This is a genomic window from Peribacillus sp. FSL K6-1552, from assembly GCF_038005205.1.
GTDB lineage: Bacteria > Bacillota > Bacilli > Bacillales > DSM-1321 > Peribacillus > Peribacillus butanolivorans.
Genome location: NZ_JBBOST010000001.1, coordinates 4,410,970 through 4,430,459, shown reverse-complemented (window position 1 = coordinate 4,430,459; position 19,490 = coordinate 4,410,970). Strand labels below are relative to the sequence as shown.

Sequence of the window (19,490 nt, the reverse complement as noted above, 5' to 3'; positions counted from 1 at the left end):
GAGAAAGTTTATTTTAATTTCCCTACAAGCCTTTTATTTTGAAGGAACTTTGGATTTGAAAGGCTAGATTATCCACGTCTTATTAATACTTTAAAATGCATTAATGTTCCTATTACATAATTTGGTGTATATTGTCGGAAAACTATAGTCTCAGGCAAATGGAAGATTTCACAATCCATCTTCAAATATATAAGAAAGCACCTTCAGAGCTTGGTTCACGGTTTCGACTGTGACACTCGCCTTTTCCGATATTTCTTTTAAAGCATGGTGATGGGATTCCGAACGAATCAAAATAAGCGGTTTGCCTAGAGAGATGGCAGTGCTTGCATCCATGGCAGTATTCCATTGTTTATATTTTTCACCAAAAAGTGCGACGACAAGATCGGCTTGTTTCATCAAGAGACCTGTCCGTAAATTGTTAATTTGGGAAGCGGCCGCATCCTTCAAAATCGGGGTGGGCTGTACTCCTAAAATTTCTTCTCCAATATTGTCGGAACGCTCATGGTTTTCCATCGGTCCGACAAATTCTAACGGAAGTTTCAAGGCGATTGCCTTATCTCTTAATTCACTTCTCCAATTTGAATGGATTTCCCCAGCAAGATAAACAGTTAATTTCATAATTGTTCCCCCTTGGTATATAAATTGCTTTCATTGTATCATGTTTTGAGAAAATGGATGAATTTCATAAATAAGGATAATAGTATGCATAAGAGTGTATTCTGTAATCAATCTTTAGGAAAAGAGAAGGCTGGAGGAATGACGATGGCTCTATCGATTAATAAAATTCTTATTTTCCTGTTAATGAGCAGTCTGATTGTTGTTGGTTGCTCGGGCATTGAAAGGCAAACTGATAAAGCAGTTAAGGTCGCAGAATTGGCATTTCGTGACGATAAGAAACAGCCAAATATAGAGGCGGGTCTCATTCAGGTATATCTGCCAGAGGATTTTAAGGTAGAAGAAGAACATGATAATAATTTGATCTTAAAAAGTGATAATCAGGCTTATATATTATTTGTGAATCCAAATGAAAATGAAGACAGCTCCGTATTATTTCTGGCGATTAAAGAACAGGGGGATAAATATTTGGTGCTGCATTCCTTTCAAACTGATGATAAATTTGGGTTTATCACAATAAAAGAGTTAGCGGAAGATAAGTATGAGCTTGCGGTAGGGATCGGTGGAGTCAAGCTGACAACTGAAACCGATAAAGATCAAATAAAACACGATGCAAAACAAATGATGGAAATCGTTTCATCAGTGCCTCAAAAATAAGGAGCAGCTCGGAAGTATCATTCCGGGCTTTCACTTATTAGGCTTCGTTATCATAAAGATGAAACTGGCTAGTGACCGATTGTATACCATTGGCAAAGAAACATAGTTCGGAAGGAGCTTCGTTGACTTAGGTAATGGCTAGTAACTGATTTTTGCTCGAAGTACTAACCTCTTCGGAAGCTTCTGATTATTGTTCAGATATTAGATGCGTTTCGCAGCTTAACCTTTGATATATTTGCGGTAATACCACAAGGTCTTTAGAGGCTGTTTTAGTAAAGGAGATAGATTGGCTTTGTATCGATTTACATTCTTCGAATTTCTGTGATTCAGCAATCAGTTTTTTTATTTGCTGGAGAATTATTAAGAGTTAGTAATATTTTTAATAAGTAATTCAACCCTAATCCGTATTAATGGTTGATTTATGCAGAGTCTGGTATGATGGAATTATAAAAAATTAAGATAATAATTTAGAGCTGGAGGAATATAAAAATGGAAAATTTACAGACTTTAGAACAATATGATGTATTAAAAAATGAAGGCAAACATATTTTTCTTTTTTCAGCGACATGGTGTGGAGATTGCCGTGTGATTGAACCAATAATGCCGGAGATTGAAGCGAAATTTCCTGAATTTACGTTCATTTATGTAGATCGTGATAAATACATCGATGTTTGTGTAGCCAATGATGTATTCGGAATACCAAGTTTTATCGCTTATGATAATGGCAAAGAGCTTGGCCGATTCGTGAGTAAAGATCGTAAAACACAAGAACAAATTGAAGAATTCATTCAAGCATTATAATCAAAATCCCCTTCTCGCTGGGGATTTTTCAATGAAGAGGAGGGTCAACCTTGAAAATGGATAGCACGAAGCTGAAAAACATCTTAAAAGAACGTTTAAAAGACGATAATCGCACGTTTAAATTCGATAGCAAGAAAGATACGTTACGGGTGGAAAATGTGAAAACGGGTAAAGGTATCACCGTCGAATTGCCGCCGGTGCTAGCTAATTATGAAAACGTTCAGGAAAAAGCCATCGATGAAGTTGCCTATTATGTGGAAGAGGGTCTGAATGTAATGGGGGAAGAACACAGCATGGAAGGCAAGGAGAAATTCATTTTCCCAGTCATTCGTTCGACGTCCTTTCCAATGGAATCGGAAGAAGGAAACCCTTTTTTATTCGATGAGCATACGGCCGAAACACGTGTCTTTTATGCACTGGACTTAGGAAAAACCTACCGTTTGATTGATGAAAAAATGATTCAGCGGGAAAATTGGCAGGGGGACCGAATCCGGGAGATTGCCCGTTTCAATGTCCGTTCCCTCTCAACAGAAATGAAGTCGGATATCGTCGCGGATAATACATTTTACTTTTTGAACACAAATGATGGCTACGACGCAAGCAGAATCCTTAATGAATCATGGCTTCGAGAAATGAAGGACAAAATTCAGGGAACAATGGCAGTGGCGATTCCTCATCAGGATGTCATTATCATTGCAGATGTGAAGAATAATACTGGGTATGATGTGCTCGCACAAATGGCGATGAGCTTTTTTGCCAGTGGCCACGTACCGATTACTGCTTTATCCTTCCTGTACGAAGAAGACGAGCTGGAGCCTATCTTTATTTTGGGTAAAAACAAAAAGCGTGAACAATAAGTAAAGCAGAATGCACAAAATATAAGGACCCTTGCAAGTATGGAAAAATTCCAGCTCGTCAGGGGTCCTATTTTTTTATGTGCTTTATGAAACAATGTTTTATGGCTATTTTTTTACCGCTATACCAGACGAAATAAATTGGTTCATTTTTATATTTCATAAAATTGTCTTTAGGTATCATGATTTGAAAGTAATCATAGTCTTCAAAGGTCATCAAACAGCGTCTTTTCATTTCAGCTATTTCATTTTCTCCCAATTTTCCAGCCCAAACATCAAAGAAAGAGAAGCATGAGCTACATAAACAGCAACTATTTCCCAAGATTCTTTTGATGGATTGAATAAAAATTAGTCTTATGTATCTGTACTAATCTCTTCCCATTCTTGATTCATGTAATTAACCAACCAATTAAGAGCATAATGTCTTTCGTAAACTACACCTTCGTTTAGAGCAGGGGGAATTTCCAACTGATTTAGTTGGGCTTCTCTTACAGCCCAATGTGCGCGATAAATAAAATCTAGATTATCCAAGACAACGTTAATTGGTTTTAAAGTGGCCATATTTAGCAATTCTTGTCTCGAATGATTTAAAACCGTTTCAAACACCAAATCTACATCACACATATCAGCAGGAGTATCTATCTCAGATATTAAATTTACAGACCAAAGTAGAACCCATATACATTCTAATTTCCAGGAATAAGCGATTAAATCATTCTGTTTAGGTCGCCATGTTGAGATGAATTTTTGTTCTTCTTCTGTAAATAATTCATTAGCATTATATCTATTGATGAATTTTTTGATTTCTGCCTTTGGAGCCTTCAGTGCTTTCGCTGAAACAATAGATAATGGTATTATTCTGTTTATAATTTCTTCTTTTGTTCTAAGAAAAACCTCATTTTCATTTTCTGCTAAGGGTAAATGCACATTAATGGGTACATTTAATGTTCTTAGTATATTTTCAGATTGTTCCTTTCTAATTGTTGAACTTTTCATTGTACACCTCACTAGAGTAATCTCATACTCATTCATTACAGAAATGTTGCTGCGTTAGTTTTATAAAACAGGTTCTTGCTTGTCTTCTACTTATATACATAATCCCGCTCAATTCCAAAAGCAAATAAAGTTATTTGATTCTTCTTGAACTATAGCGACCGATCATTATAAGGGACTATATCATAATTTTTATATTTTCTGCATCACAGCGTAGTTTATAAAAATATTGAATAAGCTCATGCTCTTTTAAAATTGTTTTTTCCATCTTGAGTAATGTTCTTTTTCCGATACGACGATCTAGTAGACAAAGAATGTTAATCAAAACATCCGAAGACTTTAATAATTCCTCAATTGGTGAGTTAAAGTATTCCTCTAATGCAAAGTAAAAATCATATTGACCATAAATTCCATCTGCTTTTAGTATTTTATGAGCCTGATCTTGTAAGGCCCGATTTTTGGGTACATCATCAAAGTCATACTGATTAGATTTATCTCGTATGTCACGTTCTCTATAAAATTCTTCTCTTGCAGCTGTAATTGTACACATGCTCAATATTTCCACTTTATCAACGGTAATTACAGCTCTACCTAATTGATCATGAGCTTTACGGTAATTGATAACTTGAAAATCCACTCTCGAGCGCAATGTCTCACATAGAAAATCCGATAACCGTTTCTTTGCTTTGCTCCATTTTGGACTATACAACAAATTGCCCCCCAATATTCCGTCCTTTAGTTGAATGATACTCGCTACATTGATTCTACATTAAATGGAAAAAGCCAACTCGTTATTTGTTATAGTGTCGGCTCTTTATTTTAAAGAACTAGATTATTCTAATTTCGAAAGTTTTCTTTCTTTTTTATCTTTACTAGGTATATCTGTCCTATCAACATCTATAGAGTGGATGCTCTTTAAAATATCATCAGCGTGTACAACAAGTTCATACGGTTCTTTTTCTGTAAGCTTTTCCATTGCATCCCATAACAAAACGCCTTTAACCCAAGCCAAAAGCGTATAAATATTTTTTCACAAATGCAAAACGCCAATAGAAAGAGGATTTGACATTAAAAATGTAAAGTATTAATTTAATTTCTCTTAAATTTGATACAGCAAACTTATATCAGAGATTCGCAGTATTATTTCCCAGACAATCTTCAAACAAGCTAGGAACAGAGGAAGCATCAGTTTAGAGTAATAATAGATAAAAGATGCAAAGGGACTTTAATCATTCTATTACAAAAGAAGGAAGTGCGAACAGTTAAAGCGAAACTGTAAGGTAGTTTGTTTTTATGCTGCCAGGATGTACTTATTCGGGTTTAAGATGAACTGAATAAAACAAATTGCTTAACCCAAAAATTAAAAATCATTGCTCTTATGGTTTTGGTATACACAGAGTTCTTAAACTATTATAAGTCTTCTTTAAGAAAATTCGTTAACATTCCGATGTTTGGACGAAAGGAACATTCCTTAATTAATATTTTTTTCACATAATTATCAAGCCGATATTTAAAGGGGGACAATAACTATGAAAAATCAATTAATGAACATGTTAGAAATGCGTAAAAATGAAATGATTCAAATTCGTCGTTATTTACACGAAAACCCGGAGCTTTCCTTTAAGGAAGAAAAAACAGCACAATATATCATTGATTTTTATAAGGGAAAAGATGTGGACATTCAAACGAATGTTGGAAATGGATTAGGAATCATCGTAACAATCGAAGGTGGGAAACCAGGAAAAACGATAGGTCTTCGTGCAGACTTTGATGCGCTGCCTATTTTAGAAGAAACCGAGGTTCCATTTAGGTCTAAAAATGAAGGTGTGATGCATGCTTGTGGACATGATGGACATACAGCTTATCTATTAGTCTTGGCAGATTGCCTCATTCAGCTTAAGTCTTCCCTTTCTGGTACCATTAAGATCATCCATCAACATGCTGAAGAAGTACCGCCAGGAGGTGCGAAAAGCATCGTGGAATCAGGGGTGCTAGATGATCTAGACGCTGTTTTTGGAACGCATTTGTTCCCATCACATCCAGCTGGAGAGGTGGGGTATCGCAGCGGCTATTCGATGGCTGGCAGGACATATTTCAAGTTAGGGATAAAAGGTGTAGGCGGCCATGGTTCTTCCCCACATTTGGCTAATGATGCTATTGTTGCAGGTTCCCATTTTGTAACAGCTGTTCAAACCGTAATCAGCCGGCGCTTGAACCCCTTTGATATGGGCGTTGTCACTATCGGTTCTTTCGATGGAAAAGGAAGCTTTAATGTCATAAAAGATCGGATAGAGATTGAAGGGGATGTACGCTATATGACAGAGGAGACCGAACAGCTGATAAACAATGAAATACACCGGATTGTTAAAGGGATAGAAACAGAATTTGATGTTCAGTGTGAGCTTTTATATATGCCGGATTATCCACCTTTATATAATGATCCTAAAATGACTGAATTTGTGAAAAATAGCCTTCAAAACATGAATGACCCAGATATTAAGCAGGTCTTAGAATTCCCAATGTTCTCAGGATCAGAAGATTTTTCATATTATGCGGAAAAAACGCCTGGTTGTTTCTTTTACATAGGCTGTAAACCAAAAGGGGTAGAGAAGGTGTATTTCAATCACCATCCTAAATTCGATATCGATGAAGATGCGCTTCTGATTGCGGCCAAATCAGTGGCGCAAGTTGTATGTAGTTTTTATGAATTAGATTAGTCAACTGTAGCCCTACTTTTCTAAAATAGTTATATAACCCCCAAAACACCGTTCGGTTTAATCGAACGGTGTTTTGTAGAATCTTGTCGCTACATTAATAAAACTAGAAGAATTCACCAAGAATGATATGGTTTGTATTAAAACTTAATCTCTTTGTAAACATCATTTAACAGCGGTGTTTTATTTAAATAGTAGACTAAGGGCTAACGTTATTTTATATAGAATAGGTTTATACTCTTTTCAGAAGGGGTTTAATAGGATAAGAGTTATGCGAAAATCGAAGGGTAAGTACAAATAAATAAAAAAAAGCACATACAAATTCCTATTCAGCTTAAATTCTCTCGATATTTTATAAATAACTGGTAGAATAAGTTACATAACTACAGATAGTAGAAAGAGTGATAGGTTTGAAATGGCTAAATAAGATGAAGAAATGGTTCCAAGCAGAGGAAATTATTGAGATTGAAGAAATTATTATAGATGAACCGCTAGATGAAGAAACATTAAAAAATATGGATTTTTCCAAGCATACAAACAAAAGGAAAGAAGATATAAAAGAATACAATCAAACAGTGGAGAAGATGTCCCAGGTGAATGATCCGGATACAAAAATCCTGTTTCAATATCCGAAAGGGCAATTTAAGTTTCCTCTCATTCCTGACCAAGAGCAGCATAGAAGAAAGCCTAGGGAAAGAAAGAGGGAAGAGCGTGAACGTGAGCCTAAGCCTATGCTTAAGCCTAAGCAGGAAAAAGTGACCAAAACTAGAAGTCCTGTGAGGGGACCTGAACCAAAGCATAGAAACGTCGAACGTGAATCAACAAACAAAATAGTTCCATCGAAAACTCCATTCCGTCCGACGGAAATCCCCTCACCTATATATGGGTTTCGTCGTCCAGAAAAAAAGATGGTCACTACTGAGCACATTGTCGAGTATGAATTAGAAAGCAAGCTACCTGTTCTCAAAAAAGAAGAGCCAGAAGTTCCAGCGTATATCCCTAACACCACAAAAGAAGTGGCCTATGAGGAATTAACAATTGAACCTTCTGTTCTTGTACCAGAACAAGTGGAAGAAAAAAGGGAAGAAGAGATGGAGATTCCCGCTTATTTCCGTAAAAACGCGCCTGCAGCACCCCTTGAGGAAGTAGCAAGCGAGCCTTCTGAACCTATTTCTGAACAGGTGGAAGAAATAAAAGCCTTCGAGCAGGATCAGGGTGATTTTGGGCGGGAAGTGGCTGTTTCGATTATGGAACAGGTGGAAGCGACACCGACCAAAGCTTATGTAGCTCCAAAGGAAGAAGTTATACAACCAACACCGGAATATGTCGAGAAACCTGTCGAAAGTCAAGTGATTGATTTAGAAAGCGAACCAGCGGCGACTATTACGGAAGAACAGCCTAAACGCCCAAAAAAACATATTCCTTTTAATGTGATGATGCTTAAGCAGGATCGGGAAAAAACTCATTACCTAAATAAGATTATAACGGAAAAAAAAAGCCCTGATTCAGAGAGGGGAGTAGTTTCTTTTGAAAAGAAACCTACAATAAATCCTGATGAAGCAGGGTCTGGACAAGCAGTACAATCCGGATCCGTTCATGAATTGAAAACAGAGGCAGACCGAGTCGTGTTGGAAGAGAAGCCGGTTATGCCAGAACCTATAAGCTTCCGGAAAACGCAGTATGAATCCGTAGCGGTAGCCGAATCTGAGAATGCCGGTGAATCCAATATGGAATCAAGTGGGGTCTATGTATCGCCTTTCATGCCGGAAGTGAAAACCTCTGAAAATGTTGAGCAAAAAGAACCGAATACAGAGGCTGCAACAGAAGTAGAAGGAAGAGGCATCAAGGATATCTCAGAAGCTCTGGTGTCTATAGAAGTGGACGACAACCCTTATTATGTGTTTCCGGAGATTGATTTGCTAACACCTCCTACTTACGCAGAGCATGATGATGAGTGGCTTGAGGAGCAGACATTATTACTAGATGAGACACTGAAGAACTTTAATGTCCGGGCAAAAGTTGTCAATGTCACTCAAGGCCCAGCAGTGACTCGTTTCGAGGTGCATCCGGAACCGGGTGTGAAGGTGAATAAAGTAACAAACCTGATGGATGATATCAAATTAAGTCTGGCTGCTCAGGATATGCGGATGGAAGCGCCGATTCCGGGTAAGCATACAATTGGTATCGAGATTCCAAACAGGAAAAGTAAGCCGGTATTTTTGCGAGAGGTTTTGGAAAGTACTGAATTTCAAGAGCATGAATCACCGCTTGCTGTGGCACTTGGACTCGATATATCAGGTCAGCCGATTATCACTGATTTAAGAAAAATGCCACATGGCCTGATTGCCGGACAAACCGGATCAGGGAAAAGTGTCTGTATCAACACGATGCTGGTTAGCTTGCTGTATAAAGCGACGCCTCAGGAGTTGAAATTACTATTAATCGATCCGAAAATGGTCGAGCTTGCTCCATATAACCGGATTCCGCATTTGGTCAGTCCAGTCATTACTGATGTGAAGGCCGCTACAGCTGCCCTGAAATGGGCGGTAGAGGAAATGGAACGGCGTTATGAATTGTTTGTTCATGCCGGCGTCCGTGATATTAGCCGCTTTAATGACCAAGCAGAAAAAGCCGGACAATATTCAAGCAAGCTTCCTTATATTTTGGTGATTATTGATGAGCTGGCGGATTTAATGATGATGTCCCCAGCTGATGTCGAGGAAGCGATCTGTCGCATTGCTCAAAAGGCCCGTGCCTGTGGTATTCATTTAATTGTGGCCACACAGCGACCATCAGTCGATGTCATAACAGGATTAATCAAGGCAAATATTCCGACAAGAATCGCGTTCTCTGTTTCTTCCCAAGTCGACTCACGCACGATTATCGATAGCGGAGGGGCAGAAAAGCTGTTAGGAAAAGGGGATATGTTATTTGCTGAAAACGGCTCATCAAAAACGGTGCGTTTGCAAGGGACTTTTGTTAGTGACGAAGAAATTGATCAAGTCGTCAACCACGTGAAACTAGAGCAGCAGCCGAAGTATTTATTTGAGCAAGAAGATTTGTTAAATCGGGCACAGGTTACTGAAGATGCAGATGAGCTTTTCTTTGAGGCATGTGAATTTGTTGTGAGTCAGCAGGCTGCATCAGCATCAAGTGTCCAAAGACGCTTCCGTGTCGGTTACAACCGGGCAGCGCGTCTAATAGAAATGATGGAGCAGCAGGGGGTTGTTTCGGAATCAAGAGGCAGCAGACCCCGTGATGTTTTAATCACAGAAGAAGAACTTGAATTTTTGCATGTGAATTAAGAGAACCTATTAAAAGGAAATTGTATATAATGTTAAAGGTGAAAACGCGGTGTTATCACCTTTCATGACGGAATAGCCAATGATTTGATAATTTGGTATCTGCTTGACATGGATGAATGAATAAAAAAGTGATATAATAGTTTTTTGTTGATGAGTGATTGAAAATATAAGTATAAAAAAACCTATGAAGAAATTGCATTTCTTCAAGTCTCGTAATGAAAAAACAAATAAAAGATGACGTCATATACTGTCATACAGGTAGACGATTGGTGGAGGTTCGCTTTATGACTGCTTACCATTTTGTGGGAATTAAAGGATCGGGTATGAGCGCTCTTGCTCAAATACTGCATGATATGAATATTGAAGTGCAGGGTTCCGACTATGAAAAAGAATTTTTTACACAATTAGCGTTAGAAAAAGCCGGGATAAAAATCCTTCCTTTCAATGAGGAAAATATACAACCAGGAATGACCATTATTGCAGGGAATGCGTTCCCGGACACCCATCCGGAAATCGTAAAGGCAATGGAACTGGGTTTGCCAATCATCCGTTATCACCGTTTCCTTGGTGATTTCATGAAAAACTATATTAGTGTGGCAGTTACGGGAGCGCATGGTAAAACATCGACAACCGGCTTACTGGCCCATGTTATGGGTGGCGTAAAACCAACATCCTATTTGATTGGGGATGGAACGGGTAAAGGGATTGTGGATTCTAATTACTTCGTATTTGAAGCATGTGAATATCGCCGACATTTCCTTTCTTATTATCCGGATTATGCAATCATGACAAATATTGATTTCGATCATCCTGATTATTATGCCAATGTTGAAGACGTGTTTGAGGCATTCCAAACGATGGCTCTTCAAGTCAACAAAGGCATTATTGCGTGCGGAGATGATGAGCATTTACCACATATTCAGGCGAAAGTACCAGTTATTTTTTACGGATTCGCGGAAGGAAATGATTTTCAAGCGAAAAATGTTTTCGTCACTTCTGAAGGCACTACATTCGATGTGCATGTAAGAAACAATTATTATGATACATTTACTATTCCGACTTACGGAAAGCATAATGTGTTGAATGCACTAGGTGTCATTGCTCTTTGTAAATATGAAAACTTGGATACGGAAGCTGTGAAAGCCCAATTGCGGACTTTTGGCGGAGTCAAACGCCGGTTCTCTGAAAAGGAAATCGGAAGTCAGATCATCATTGATGATTATGCGCATCATCCGACTGAAATCTCAGCAACTGTTGACTCAGCGCGTCAAAAATATCCAGAGCGTGAAGTTGTTGCGGTATTCCAGCCACATACTTTCTCAAGAACGCAAGCATTCCTGGATGAGTTTGCCGACAGCTTGAATTTAGCCGACAAAGTATACTTATGCGAAATTTTTGGATCTGCTCGTGAACACCAAGGAAAGTTGTCGATTGAAGATCTTCAAGAGAAAATTCCTGGTGCCGAGCTAATAACGGAGAACACAACATCTATATTGCAAAATCATGAAAACAGTGTCGTACTATTTATGGGTGCAGGGGACATTCAAAAGTTCCAGGCGGCCTATGAGCAGTTACTACAGGTTAAATAAAAAAAATGGCCAATCCGCTAGCGGGTCGGCCATTTTTTTTCAGTTTAGATCCATAGAAAAAAACCAGCCGCAAAATAGACTGCGGCTGGTTTTTTAAAATCCGGTACAACTTATAAATGTTATTTTAAATTTTCTGGATTTAATTTTTCCAGTTCAGGTAAGACAAAGCGTCCGTCCTTACGAATCAAGACATCATCAAAATAAATTTCTCCTCCGCCATACTCAGGGCGCTGGATATTGACTAGGTCCCAGTGAATGTTTGAATGGTTTCCGTTAAAGGCATCATCATAGCATTGTCCAGGGGTAAAATGAAAACTTCCATCAATTTTTTCATCAAAGAGGATATCTTGCATCGGGTGTAGAATATAAGGATTTACACCAATCGCAAATTCACCGACATAACGTGCGCCTTCATCTGTATCAAAAATTTTGTTGATGCGTTCAGTATCATTCGCAATTGCTTCAACAATTTTCCCATCCTTGAATGTTAACTTCACGTTTTCAAAAGTAAAACCCTGATAAGGGGACGGAGTATTATATGAAATCACACCATTGATTGAATCCTTCACAGGAGCCGTATATACTTCACCGTCAGGAATGTTGAGCTCACCTGCACATTTGATGGCTTTAATGTCTTTGATGGAGAAAGATAAGTCCGTTCCGGGACCTGTTAAACGGACTTTATCTGTTTTATCCATCAATTCAACAAGGTTGTCCATTGCTTCGCTCATTTTGCCGTAGTCGAGGTTGCAGACTTCGAAATAGAAATCTTCGAATGCTTCTGTACTCATTTTGGCTAATTGCGCCATGGAATTTGTCGGGTAGCGAAGTACGACCCATTTTGTTTTTGGTACGCGGATATTTCTATGTACTTTCCCGACTGTTTGTCCCTGAATTGCCATTTTCTCTGCAGGGACATCGGACTGCTCATTGATATTATCCCCGGCACGAAGCCCGATATAAGCATCCATCTGGCTCATTACGTTTGCTTCAAACTCACCCATCATCTTGTATTGTTCTTCTTGAGCACCCATTAACAAGGCACGATCCACCTGGTGGTCTTTTAAAAGGACGAACGGGTAACCACCTGCTGCATAGGCTTCATTCACAAGGGCGTTAACAAGTTCACGCTGCAATCCAAAGTTTTCTATTAAGACTTTTTCACCTTTTTGGAGCTTCACGGAATAATTGATTAAGTTATTTGCTAATGTTTCAATTCTAGGATCTTTCATAAAAAATACCTCCATTGTTTAAATTCGACTTATCTTTCTATCATACCCGATTTATTGCCATAAGTTCATCTATAGACTCCTATGGAGGAAATGGTTTTAGACAATAATATTTCCAGATTAGGGTTTGGTAGGGTATATTGAAAAAATAAAAACGTTTATAATAACAGGGAAGGGGTAACTAATAACTAACAGTTACTTAATAGTCGATTTTTTTCGGAGGTGTTCCAATGGAGATTATTTTATACGTAAGTGCTGCAATTGCAGCGATTGCTTTCTTAGTCCTTGTTATTTTTTTAACCAAGGTACTAACATCACTTCAAGCAACCTTGGATAGCGTGGCCCGGACGCTGACAGGACTTGAAAGCCAAATGCAGGGCATAACGCTCGAAACTACCCAGCTATTACATAAAACAAATACGTTGGCTGAAGACTTGCAACAAAAATCAGAAAATCTGAACACAGTAGTAGATGCTGTGAAGGATGTCGGCACATCCATCTCAAGCTTTAACACTTCCGTCCAAAAGGTTTCCCATAAGGTGCAGACGGAGATTGATAATAATCAAGAGCGAATCTCCCAAATTGTACAATGGAGTAATGTAGCCTTGGAAATTCGGGACAAATGGAAATCCAGAAATAAGCAGGCTGCCCCGACTCCAAATGAAAGAGCGGAGTTAGAACGGGAAGCGCTAGAAACAGATAACTTACCTAAAAAAAGGTTTTTACGCTCTAGATCTTAAAATCTAGTTAAATAAAAATAAACTGAAAATTGAGAGGGGAATGTACTATGACTCAAAAAGAATTTCCGACAAAGGACTATCAGAAATCATATGAGGACGAATGCGACTCTATCAATTCAAAGGACTTTATGATTGGCGCCTTAATCGGTGGCATGATTGGAGCAGCAACAGCGCTGTTTATGGCTCCGAAAACAGGTAAGGAATTAAGAAGTGATTTAAATGAACAAGCTAAAAATCTTTCAGAGAAAACAGAAAAACTAAGACAAACGGCTATGGAAAAAGGTACAGCTCTTGCCGATACTGCCAAAGAAAAAACAAGCTCTGTCACTGAAATTGTTTCTAATAAATCATCTGGTATTGTTAATAAAGTGAAAAGTTTAAAAGTGGGTAAAGAAGAAAACGGTGATGCTGCCGATGATACTACAAATTCGAGCAATAAGGATATTGATGTAACTGGAACTTCAGATGCTCCAATCGTATCGGTCGAAACCAATTATACGAACGATAGCAACACGGATTCAGAAAATGCTCCAGCCGATCCTACAAGCGGAAACAAGAATACGGCAAAATTAAAGCTTGATGAAGCGAAAAAAGCATTTGATGAAACAGAAAATAAATTAAAAAATTAAACTCAAATCTTCATTCATATATTACTGGTGAAGGCGCATAGTAGTTTGTCAAGAATCAGGCGATGAAGCGGTACGATAGCTTCATCGTCTTTTTGATGATAAACTATGCTAATAATGAAAGGAGACTTCAAAAAATGACAATAAATAAAATTGATTCAGAAGAACAATTAAATGAGCTTTTAAATGAGGAGACGTTCCTTCTTTTCAAGCATAGTTTAACATGCCCAGTCAGCGCTGAAGCATATGAACAATATGAAAAGTATATGGCAGCGAACGAGGAACTAAAAACGGCCTATTTAGCCGTTCAAGAAGCGCGTCCTCTATCCAATTATGTGGCAGAAACATTTGATATTAAACATCAATCGCCACAGGTTATTCTTTTTAAAAATGGAAAACCAGCCTGGAATGAATCTCATTGGAGAATTACATACGATTCACTAACTAAAGCTATCTCTGAATAAGTTGAAAAGCCGGATCCCTCTGCTTGAGGGATCCGGCTTTTTTATTCCGCCTTCATTCATACAGTAGTTGGCCAAAGGATTTTTAAATGATCCCCGGGAGAAATTACTTCATGAAAGGTCGTTTCTTGATCGTTTTTGATAAGGGTAAAGCGTTTATCTCCTTGAGTGGGCAAGTCAATTTCGACATGGCGGAATACATCCTGAAAAATAAATGGTTCTAGTTTTTGTCGGACTAAGCTGATTGAATCTCCTGTATGAATGAAATCATTCTCTTCAAGAAGTTCGTTGTTCCGACGAAACTCAGCTAGTTTCTTAGAAAGGATAACTTGATTACCCTCATAAAAAACAGGGATGGAGAAGGTGTGCTGAATATTAAGGGCGTCAGCAACATCCAGTAATGTTTGCTGGGTCCGTCTTGTGATTTCTATTTCATCTCCATCATCAAAAGAGTAGGCAAGTTTCGATTCTAAACCATTTTTAGTGATTCTTCCTGTTAAGGCCGGGAGCCGAATGGCTCTACCATTTAACTGAAAGGAAAAAGGTTCAAGACGAGTAAGGAGCTCAGGCTGTTGAACCGCCTTAATTAATTCTTGGATTGTTCCAGGCATGTCGCAGGTTATTTGATCATGGTCCTCAACAAGTTCATTGCCAGACGCCGCTTTTCCATTTCTGGTGATAGATGCCCAAATCCTATGTTCTGTTCCATTAAGGGTAACTTTTTTACTGGAGTGGTCATCAAGCACATCGCTTATCCGTAAAATAGCGGGCTCACCGTCTTCACCTTTTGTGGTTATAATGACATCTTCATTTTTAACTTCATCATCTAAGGAGGCTTCTTTCCCATTTAATGTAATAAGAGATTTCTTCCCGTGTCCTCCTGGAAGCGTAATCTGCTGCCCATTGATATGTACAATTTTAGCCATCCCAGGCTTTCCGTACAGTTTACTCATCCGGATACCGGCCGTGAGCAGGCAATCCCCCAGGCTTGTCCGTTTCATATCGAATAGACGGATGGGACGGTCGTCAACAGTTACGCTCATATACTGTATCGGGTTTTTATCGGCTGCAATGGCTATGCCAATTGGGGTAACCAATTCGGGACCTTTTTGAATCGTATCTGAAATCCCGAGGTTTTGGATGGCTTCTATACCACGAATAGCGACACGGTTCTCAGGCAAATTTAATTTTTCAGCCAAAAGGCGGGGAAGCTCTGGTGTCTGACTTCCGCCACCAACAAGCATCACTGCTTTTGGCGGTTTTGCGTTATTCAGAGATAGAATTTCCGTACTGATTGACTCGGCCAAACGATCGAGTGAGGGATGAATATTATGGATGATTTCCTCCCTGGAAACATCGTTGGCAAAACCGAGGATATCTGTAACTGTTATATGATCATGATCGATTAACTCTCTTTTTGCATTTTCGGCTAATGGGAAATCAAGAAGCAGGTAGTCACTGATTGCCTCGGTTATTTCATCACCGGCAATTGGCACCATCCCATAGGCAATGACGGTCCCTGAATCTGTCAGGGCAATATCTGATGTCCCGGCTCCAATATCTACTAAAGCGACGTTTAAGCGCCGCATGGATGACGGAATGAGTACATTGATAGCCGCTATAGGCTCAAGGGTGAGAGCCTGCATTTCCAAATCCGCTCTCTTTAAGGCTGACAGAAGTGATTCTACTACAACCTTCGGAAGAAAGGTAGCAATGATCTCAACAGATGCTTCATCACCGCTCTGGTCAATTAGACTACCTATTTCCTGTCCATCAAGCCGGTAGTATAAAACAGAATAACCAACGCAATAATACATGGAATGGGAAGTGGTTTGTTTGGCAACAACGGCCTGTGCTTCCTGGACGGCACTGAATTCAAGGTGAAGGATATCTTCACGTGTCAGCATCGGCTTGCCTCCAATATTGATCGCCATTTCCGCCCGTTCCGTTTTTAAGGCCCTTCCGGCAGCAGCCACGGAAACCTTCTTTAAGGGACCGTGTTTTTCTTCAAGTTGACTTTTGATATGAGTAATGACTTTGGATACGGCAAGGACATCATGAATTTGTCCATCGAGCATGGCTCTCTCAGAATGCTCTTCAGATAAAATATCTATTATATTATAGCTTTCCTGCTTTTTTTCCAATATAATTCCTACAACGGATCGTGTTCCAATATCTAAAGCAAACAGTTTTTCGTACATGGCAAACACCTACTTTTATGTAATAATGACTTTAATGCTTAAAAGCGTTTAATTATTAAAGAAAAATGTAGTGACATTTAAAGATACTTCATTTATAATTGATTTAATTATACATGAAATATTATAAAATTTTTCATTGGATAAAATAATCGGGGCAAATGAGTGAAAATTCAAATAGATAATTTGGGCTTTTAATCGCTGAACCGGTTTTAATTTTAAAAAACGAAGGGATGGATTTGTAATGAGCAACAAAGAGCTTGATGGACTTCGTAATCAACTGGATGATGTGAACCTTCAGTTATTACATCTTATTAATCAACGTGCTGAACTTGTACAGGAAATTGGCCGCGTAAAAGAAAAACAAGGTGTAAACCGTTACGATCCGGTCCGTGAAAGAACAATGTTGGACCTTATCGAAGCTAATCATCAAGGACCACTTGATCTTGGTTCGATTAAACATATTTTCAAAGAAATCTTCAAATTAGGCTTGGAACTTCAAAAAGATGACCAGAAGAAAACGCTTCTTGTTTCTAGAAAACAAAAATCGGAAGATACAATCATCGACATTAAAGGCGAATTGATTGGGAACGGAATTCCAAGCTTTGTTTTCGGACCATGTGCCGTTGAATCTTATGAACAAACAGCTGCAGTAGCTGAAGTCATCAAAGCAAAAGGCTTGAAATTAATGCGCGGTGGTGCATATAAACCACGTACCTCTCCATACGATTTCCAAGGACTTGGTTTGGAAGGCTTACAAATTCTTAAGCGTGTAGCTGATGAATACGGCTTAGCTGTAATCAGTGAAATCGTGAGTGCAAACGACATCGAAGCTGCGGTTGAACATATTGATGTCATCCAAATCGGAGCACGTAACATGCAAAACTTTGACTTGTTAAAAGCTGCAGGTGCCGTAAATAAACCTGTTCTCTTAAAACGTGGACTTGCTGCAACAATCGAGGAGTTCATTCATGCAGCGGAATACATCATGTCACAAGGTAATGGTAACATCATCCTTTGTGAGCGCGGTATCCGTACTTACGAAAAAGCAACAAGAAATACACTTGATATCTCTGCTGTTCCGATTTTAAAACAAGAAACTCACTTACCGGTTATGGTTGACGTAACGCATTCTACTGGACGACGCGACCTATTGCTTCCAACAGCTAAAGCAGCTCTTGCTATCGGTGCGGATGGTGTCATGGCAGAAGTTCATCCTGATCCGTCTGTTGCTTTATCAGACTCTGCACAGCAAATGGACTTCAAACAATTTGATGAATTCTACGAAGAAATTAAACGTTTGAACTGGGTAACAGTATAAGCTAGAAGGTTTTTAAAATATGCACTTACGGCCCTTACCATCTTGGCAAGGGCTATTTTTAATGGTAAAATACTTGTTTTTGCAGAAAAAGTCTATAAATAGGCACTATTGGATTGCAGGAAAGATTCTACTATCGTATGATAAATAACAAGAATGAGAACTGTTCGGAAGGTTGAGTCATACATAAAGTGATATCTATGTGAATTTTATACTTGTAGAGATTATGAATCATGGCGAGAAGAAAGAGTAGGACTGCATTTTTGTTAGTCAGATTGTTCCTAAAATAATCTTCCTTTTAGAAGAAAAACGTATAAAAGAATTTTTCTCAAATATTTCGAGTCTTTTATGGGAAAAATGAAAGAAATGGAGGAATGGATGAATGAATAATATAACCATTTATGATGTGGCACGCGAAGCGAATGTTTCTATGGCCACAGTGTCCCGCGTAGTAAACGGGAATCCAAATGTAAAGCCTGCAACAAGAAAGAAAGTTTCAGACGTGATTGATAGGTTAGGATACCGTCCTAATGCAGTGGCGAGGGGTCTTGCCAGCAAGAAAACAACAACAGTAGGGGTTATTATCCCGGATATCTCTAGTATCTTTTTTGCTGAGTTAGCACGAGGCATAGAAGATATTGCGACTATGTATAAATACAATATCATTCTAAGCAGTTCTGATGAGAATATAGATAAGGAATTTCATTTGTTAAATACGATGCTTGGAAAACAAGTAGATGGTATCGTATTCATGGGTGGCAATATTTCGGATGAACATGTGAGAGAGTTTAAAAATTCACCTGTTCCAATCGTATTGGCTGGTTCGGTAGAAGAAAGCGGACAAGTCCCATCCGTTAATATTGATTATGAAGCAGCTGCATTTGACGCAGTTACCTTCTTCGCCCAAAAGGGTCACGAGCATATTGCTTTTGTAACTGGAAACTTGTCCGCGCTAATTAATGAAAAGAAATTAGCTGGTTATAAACGAGGGTTGAAAGAAGCGGGGCTTTCATTCGATGAGAGTTATATTGTTGATGGCGATTATACATATGATTCAGGGATTGAGTCTTTTGATAAGTTTCTGGAAGCTGAAAAGAAACCGACGGCGTTCATTGTCGGCGCTGATGAAATGGCTCTAGGAATTGTCCATGCTGCTCAGGACAAAGGCTATAATGTACCGGAAGACTTTGAAGTGATCAGTTTTGATAACACCCGATTGACCTTAATGGTTCGCCCGCAAATTACGACGATTGTTCAGCCTTTATACGATATCGGAGCGGTTGCAATGAGGCTTCTGACAAAATTGATGAATAAAGAACAAGTGGAGGAGGGTCATGAAAAAGTGATCTTACCACATCGAATTGAAGAGCGGCAATCAACGAAATAAGCT

17 protein-coding genes are annotated in these 19,490 nt (G+C 38.8%); 11 read left to right on the top strand and 6 right to left on the bottom strand.

Annotated elements, in window-relative coordinates; all coding sequences use genetic code 11:
- Positions 1-168: 168 nt before the first annotated feature.
- On the bottom strand, positions 169-618 hold the full coding sequence (locus tag NST21_RS21300; protein WP_056529456.1) for a YtoQ family protein: 450 nt from the start codon (positions 616-618) through the stop codon (positions 169-171).
- A 144-nt stretch (positions 619-762) separates the two neighbouring features.
- Between NST21_RS21300 and NST21_RS21295 the strand changes: the two genes are divergently transcribed.
- From NST21_RS21295 to NST21_RS21285, 3 genes are all read left to right on the top strand, one after another.
- Complete coding sequence (locus NST21_RS21295; RefSeq protein ID WP_056529454.1) at positions 763-1,272, top strand: hypothetical protein; 510 nt, start codon at positions 763-765, stop codon at positions 1,270-1,272.
- 489 nt (positions 1,273-1,761) lie between these two features.
- Positions 1,762-2,073 carry a thioredoxin family protein gene (locus tag NST21_RS21290; protein WP_053347331.1) on the top strand — a complete coding sequence of 104 codons (312 nt, stop codon included), beginning with the start codon at positions 1,762-1,764 and terminating at the stop codon, positions 2,071-2,073.
- Between the two features lie 50 nt (positions 2,074-2,123).
- Complete coding sequence (locus NST21_RS21285; RefSeq protein ID WP_082527712.1) at positions 2,124-2,930, top strand: DUF1444 domain-containing protein; 807 nt, start codon at positions 2,124-2,126, stop codon at positions 2,928-2,930.
- Between the two features lie 351 nt (positions 2,931-3,281).
- On the opposite strand, the gene NST21_RS21280 is transcribed toward NST21_RS21285, so the two are convergent.
- From NST21_RS21280 to NST21_RS21270, 3 genes are all read right to left on the bottom strand, one after another.
- Complete coding sequence (locus NST21_RS21280) at positions 3,282-3,923, bottom strand: DUF4272 domain-containing protein (RefSeq protein ID WP_340891059.1); 642 nt, start codon at positions 3,921-3,923, stop codon at positions 3,282-3,284.
- Between the two features lie 175 nt (positions 3,924-4,098).
- Positions 4,099-4,632, bottom strand: coding sequence for an SF0329 family protein (locus NST21_RS21275; protein WP_340891057.1), 534 nt, complete (start codon positions 4,630-4,632; stop codon positions 4,099-4,101).
- 120 nt (positions 4,633-4,752) lie between these two features.
- Positions 4,753-4,896: a hypothetical protein gene (locus tag NST21_RS21270; RefSeq protein WP_340891056.1), complete on the bottom strand. Its 144-nt coding sequence runs from the start codon at positions 4,894-4,896 to the stop codon at positions 4,753-4,755.
- Positions 4,897-5,449: 553 nt separating this feature from the next.
- Between NST21_RS21270 and NST21_RS21265 the strand changes: the two genes are divergently transcribed.
- The 3 genes from NST21_RS21265 to murC all read left to right on the top strand — a co-directional run bounded on the left by NST21_RS21265 (position 5,450) and on the right by murC (position 11,528).
- The gene (locus tag NST21_RS21265) at positions 5,450-6,637 is read left to right on the top strand and encodes an amidohydrolase (RefSeq protein WP_201253829.1); all 1,188 of its coding nucleotides are present in this window, start codon (positions 5,450-5,452) and stop codon (positions 6,635-6,637) included.
- A 407-nt stretch (positions 6,638-7,044) separates the two neighbouring features.
- Positions 7,045-9,939, top strand: coding sequence for a DNA translocase FtsK (locus tag NST21_RS21260; protein WP_340891052.1), 2,895 nt, complete (start codon positions 7,045-7,047; stop codon positions 9,937-9,939).
- A gap of 284 nt (positions 9,940-10,223) precedes the next feature.
- Positions 10,224-11,528: a UDP-N-acetylmuramate--L-alanine ligase gene (murC, locus tag NST21_RS21255; protein ID WP_340891050.1), complete on the top strand. Its 1,305-nt coding sequence runs from the start codon at positions 10,224-10,226 to the stop codon at positions 11,526-11,528.
- A gap of 119 nt (positions 11,529-11,647) precedes the next feature.
- On the opposite strand, the gene NST21_RS21250 is transcribed toward murC, so the two are convergent.
- Entirely contained in the window at positions 11,648-12,760 is a 1,113-nt protein-coding gene (locus NST21_RS21250) for an aminopeptidase (protein WP_056529438.1), read from the bottom strand.
- Between the two features lie 227 nt (positions 12,761-12,987).
- Between NST21_RS21250 and NST21_RS21245 the strand changes: the two genes are divergently transcribed.
- The 3 genes from NST21_RS21245 (at position 12,988) to ytxJ (ending at position 14,587) form a co-directional block, all read left to right on the top strand.
- Positions 12,988-13,497, top strand: coding sequence for a DUF948 domain-containing protein (locus tag NST21_RS21245; RefSeq protein ID WP_053347327.1), 510 nt, complete (start codon positions 12,988-12,990; stop codon positions 13,495-13,497).
- A gap of 47 nt (positions 13,498-13,544) precedes the next feature.
- Positions 13,545-14,126 (top strand): YtxH domain-containing protein, encoded by a 582-nt coding sequence (locus NST21_RS21240; protein ID WP_340891048.1) that lies wholly within the window; start codon positions 13,545-13,547, stop codon positions 14,124-14,126.
- Positions 14,127-14,260: 134 nt separating this feature from the next.
- On the top strand, positions 14,261-14,587 hold the full coding sequence (gene ytxJ / locus NST21_RS21235) for a bacillithiol system redox-active protein YtxJ (RefSeq protein WP_340891047.1): 327 nt from the start codon (positions 14,261-14,263) through the stop codon (positions 14,585-14,587).
- Positions 14,588-14,643: 56 nt separating this feature from the next.
- Here the strand turns inward: ytxJ and NST21_RS21230 are convergent, their stop codons facing one another.
- A complete protein-coding gene (locus NST21_RS21230; RefSeq protein WP_340891046.1) occupies positions 14,644-16,785 on the bottom strand; it encodes a cell division protein FtsA in 2,142 nt (713 codons plus the stop codon).
- Positions 16,786-17,026: 241 nt separating this feature from the next.
- Here NST21_RS21230 and NST21_RS21225 point away from each other — a divergent pair, with 241 nt between their 5' ends.
- Together NST21_RS21225 and ccpA are read left to right on the top strand one after the other, a co-directional pair.
- Positions 17,027-18,103 (top strand): bifunctional 3-deoxy-7-phosphoheptulonate synthase/chorismate mutase, encoded by a 1,077-nt coding sequence (locus tag NST21_RS21225; RefSeq protein ID WP_053347323.1) that lies wholly within the window; start codon positions 17,027-17,029, stop codon positions 18,101-18,103.
- 379 nt (positions 18,104-18,482) lie between these two features.
- On the top strand, positions 18,483-19,487 hold the full coding sequence (gene ccpA / locus NST21_RS21220) for a catabolite control protein A (RefSeq protein WP_056529426.1): 1,005 nt from the start codon (positions 18,483-18,485) through the stop codon (positions 19,485-19,487).
- Positions 19,488-19,490: the final 3 nt, after the last annotated feature.

Coding starts and splice junctions, on each gene's coding strand:
- NST21_RS21245 (WP_053347327.1), top strand. CDS start 12,988: ATGGAGATTATTTTATACGTAAGTGCTGCAATTGCAGCGATTGCTTTC.
- NST21_RS21300 (WP_056529456.1), bottom strand. CDS start 618: ATGAAATTAACTGTTTATCTTGCTGGGGAAATCCATTCAAATTGGAGA.
- NST21_RS21270 (WP_340891056.1), bottom strand. CDS start 4,896: ATGGAAAAGCTTACAGAAAAAGAACCGTATGAACTTGTTGTACACGCT.
- NST21_RS21230 (WP_340891046.1), bottom strand. CDS start 16,785: ATGTACGAAAAACTGTTTGCTTTAGATATTGGAACACGATCCGTTGTA.
- murC (WP_340891050.1), top strand. CDS start 10,224: ATGACTGCTTACCATTTTGTGGGAATTAAAGGATCGGGTATGAGCGCT.
- ytxJ (WP_340891047.1), top strand. CDS start 14,261: ATGACAATAAATAAAATTGATTCAGAAGAACAATTAAATGAGCTTTTA.
- NST21_RS21295 (WP_056529454.1), top strand. CDS start 763: ATGGCTCTATCGATTAATAAAATTCTTATTTTCCTGTTAATGAGCAGT.
- ccpA (WP_056529426.1), top strand. CDS start 18,483: ATGAATAATATAACCATTTATGATGTGGCACGCGAAGCGAATGTTTCT.
- NST21_RS21265 (WP_201253829.1), top strand. CDS start 5,450: ATGAAAAATCAATTAATGAACATGTTAGAAATGCGTAAAAATGAAATG.
- NST21_RS21290 (WP_053347331.1), top strand. CDS start 1,762: ATGGAAAATTTACAGACTTTAGAACAATATGATGTATTAAAAAATGAA.
- NST21_RS21240 (WP_340891048.1), top strand. CDS start 13,545: ATGACTCAAAAAGAATTTCCGACAAAGGACTATCAGAAATCATATGAG.
- NST21_RS21280 (WP_340891059.1), bottom strand. CDS start 3,923: ATGAAAAGTTCAACAATTAGAAAGGAACAATCTGAAAATATACTAAGA.
- NST21_RS21225 (WP_053347323.1), top strand. CDS start 17,027: ATGAGCAACAAAGAGCTTGATGGACTTCGTAATCAACTGGATGATGTG.
- NST21_RS21250 (WP_056529438.1), bottom strand. CDS start 12,760: ATGAAAGATCCTAGAATTGAAACATTAGCAAATAACTTAATCAATTAT.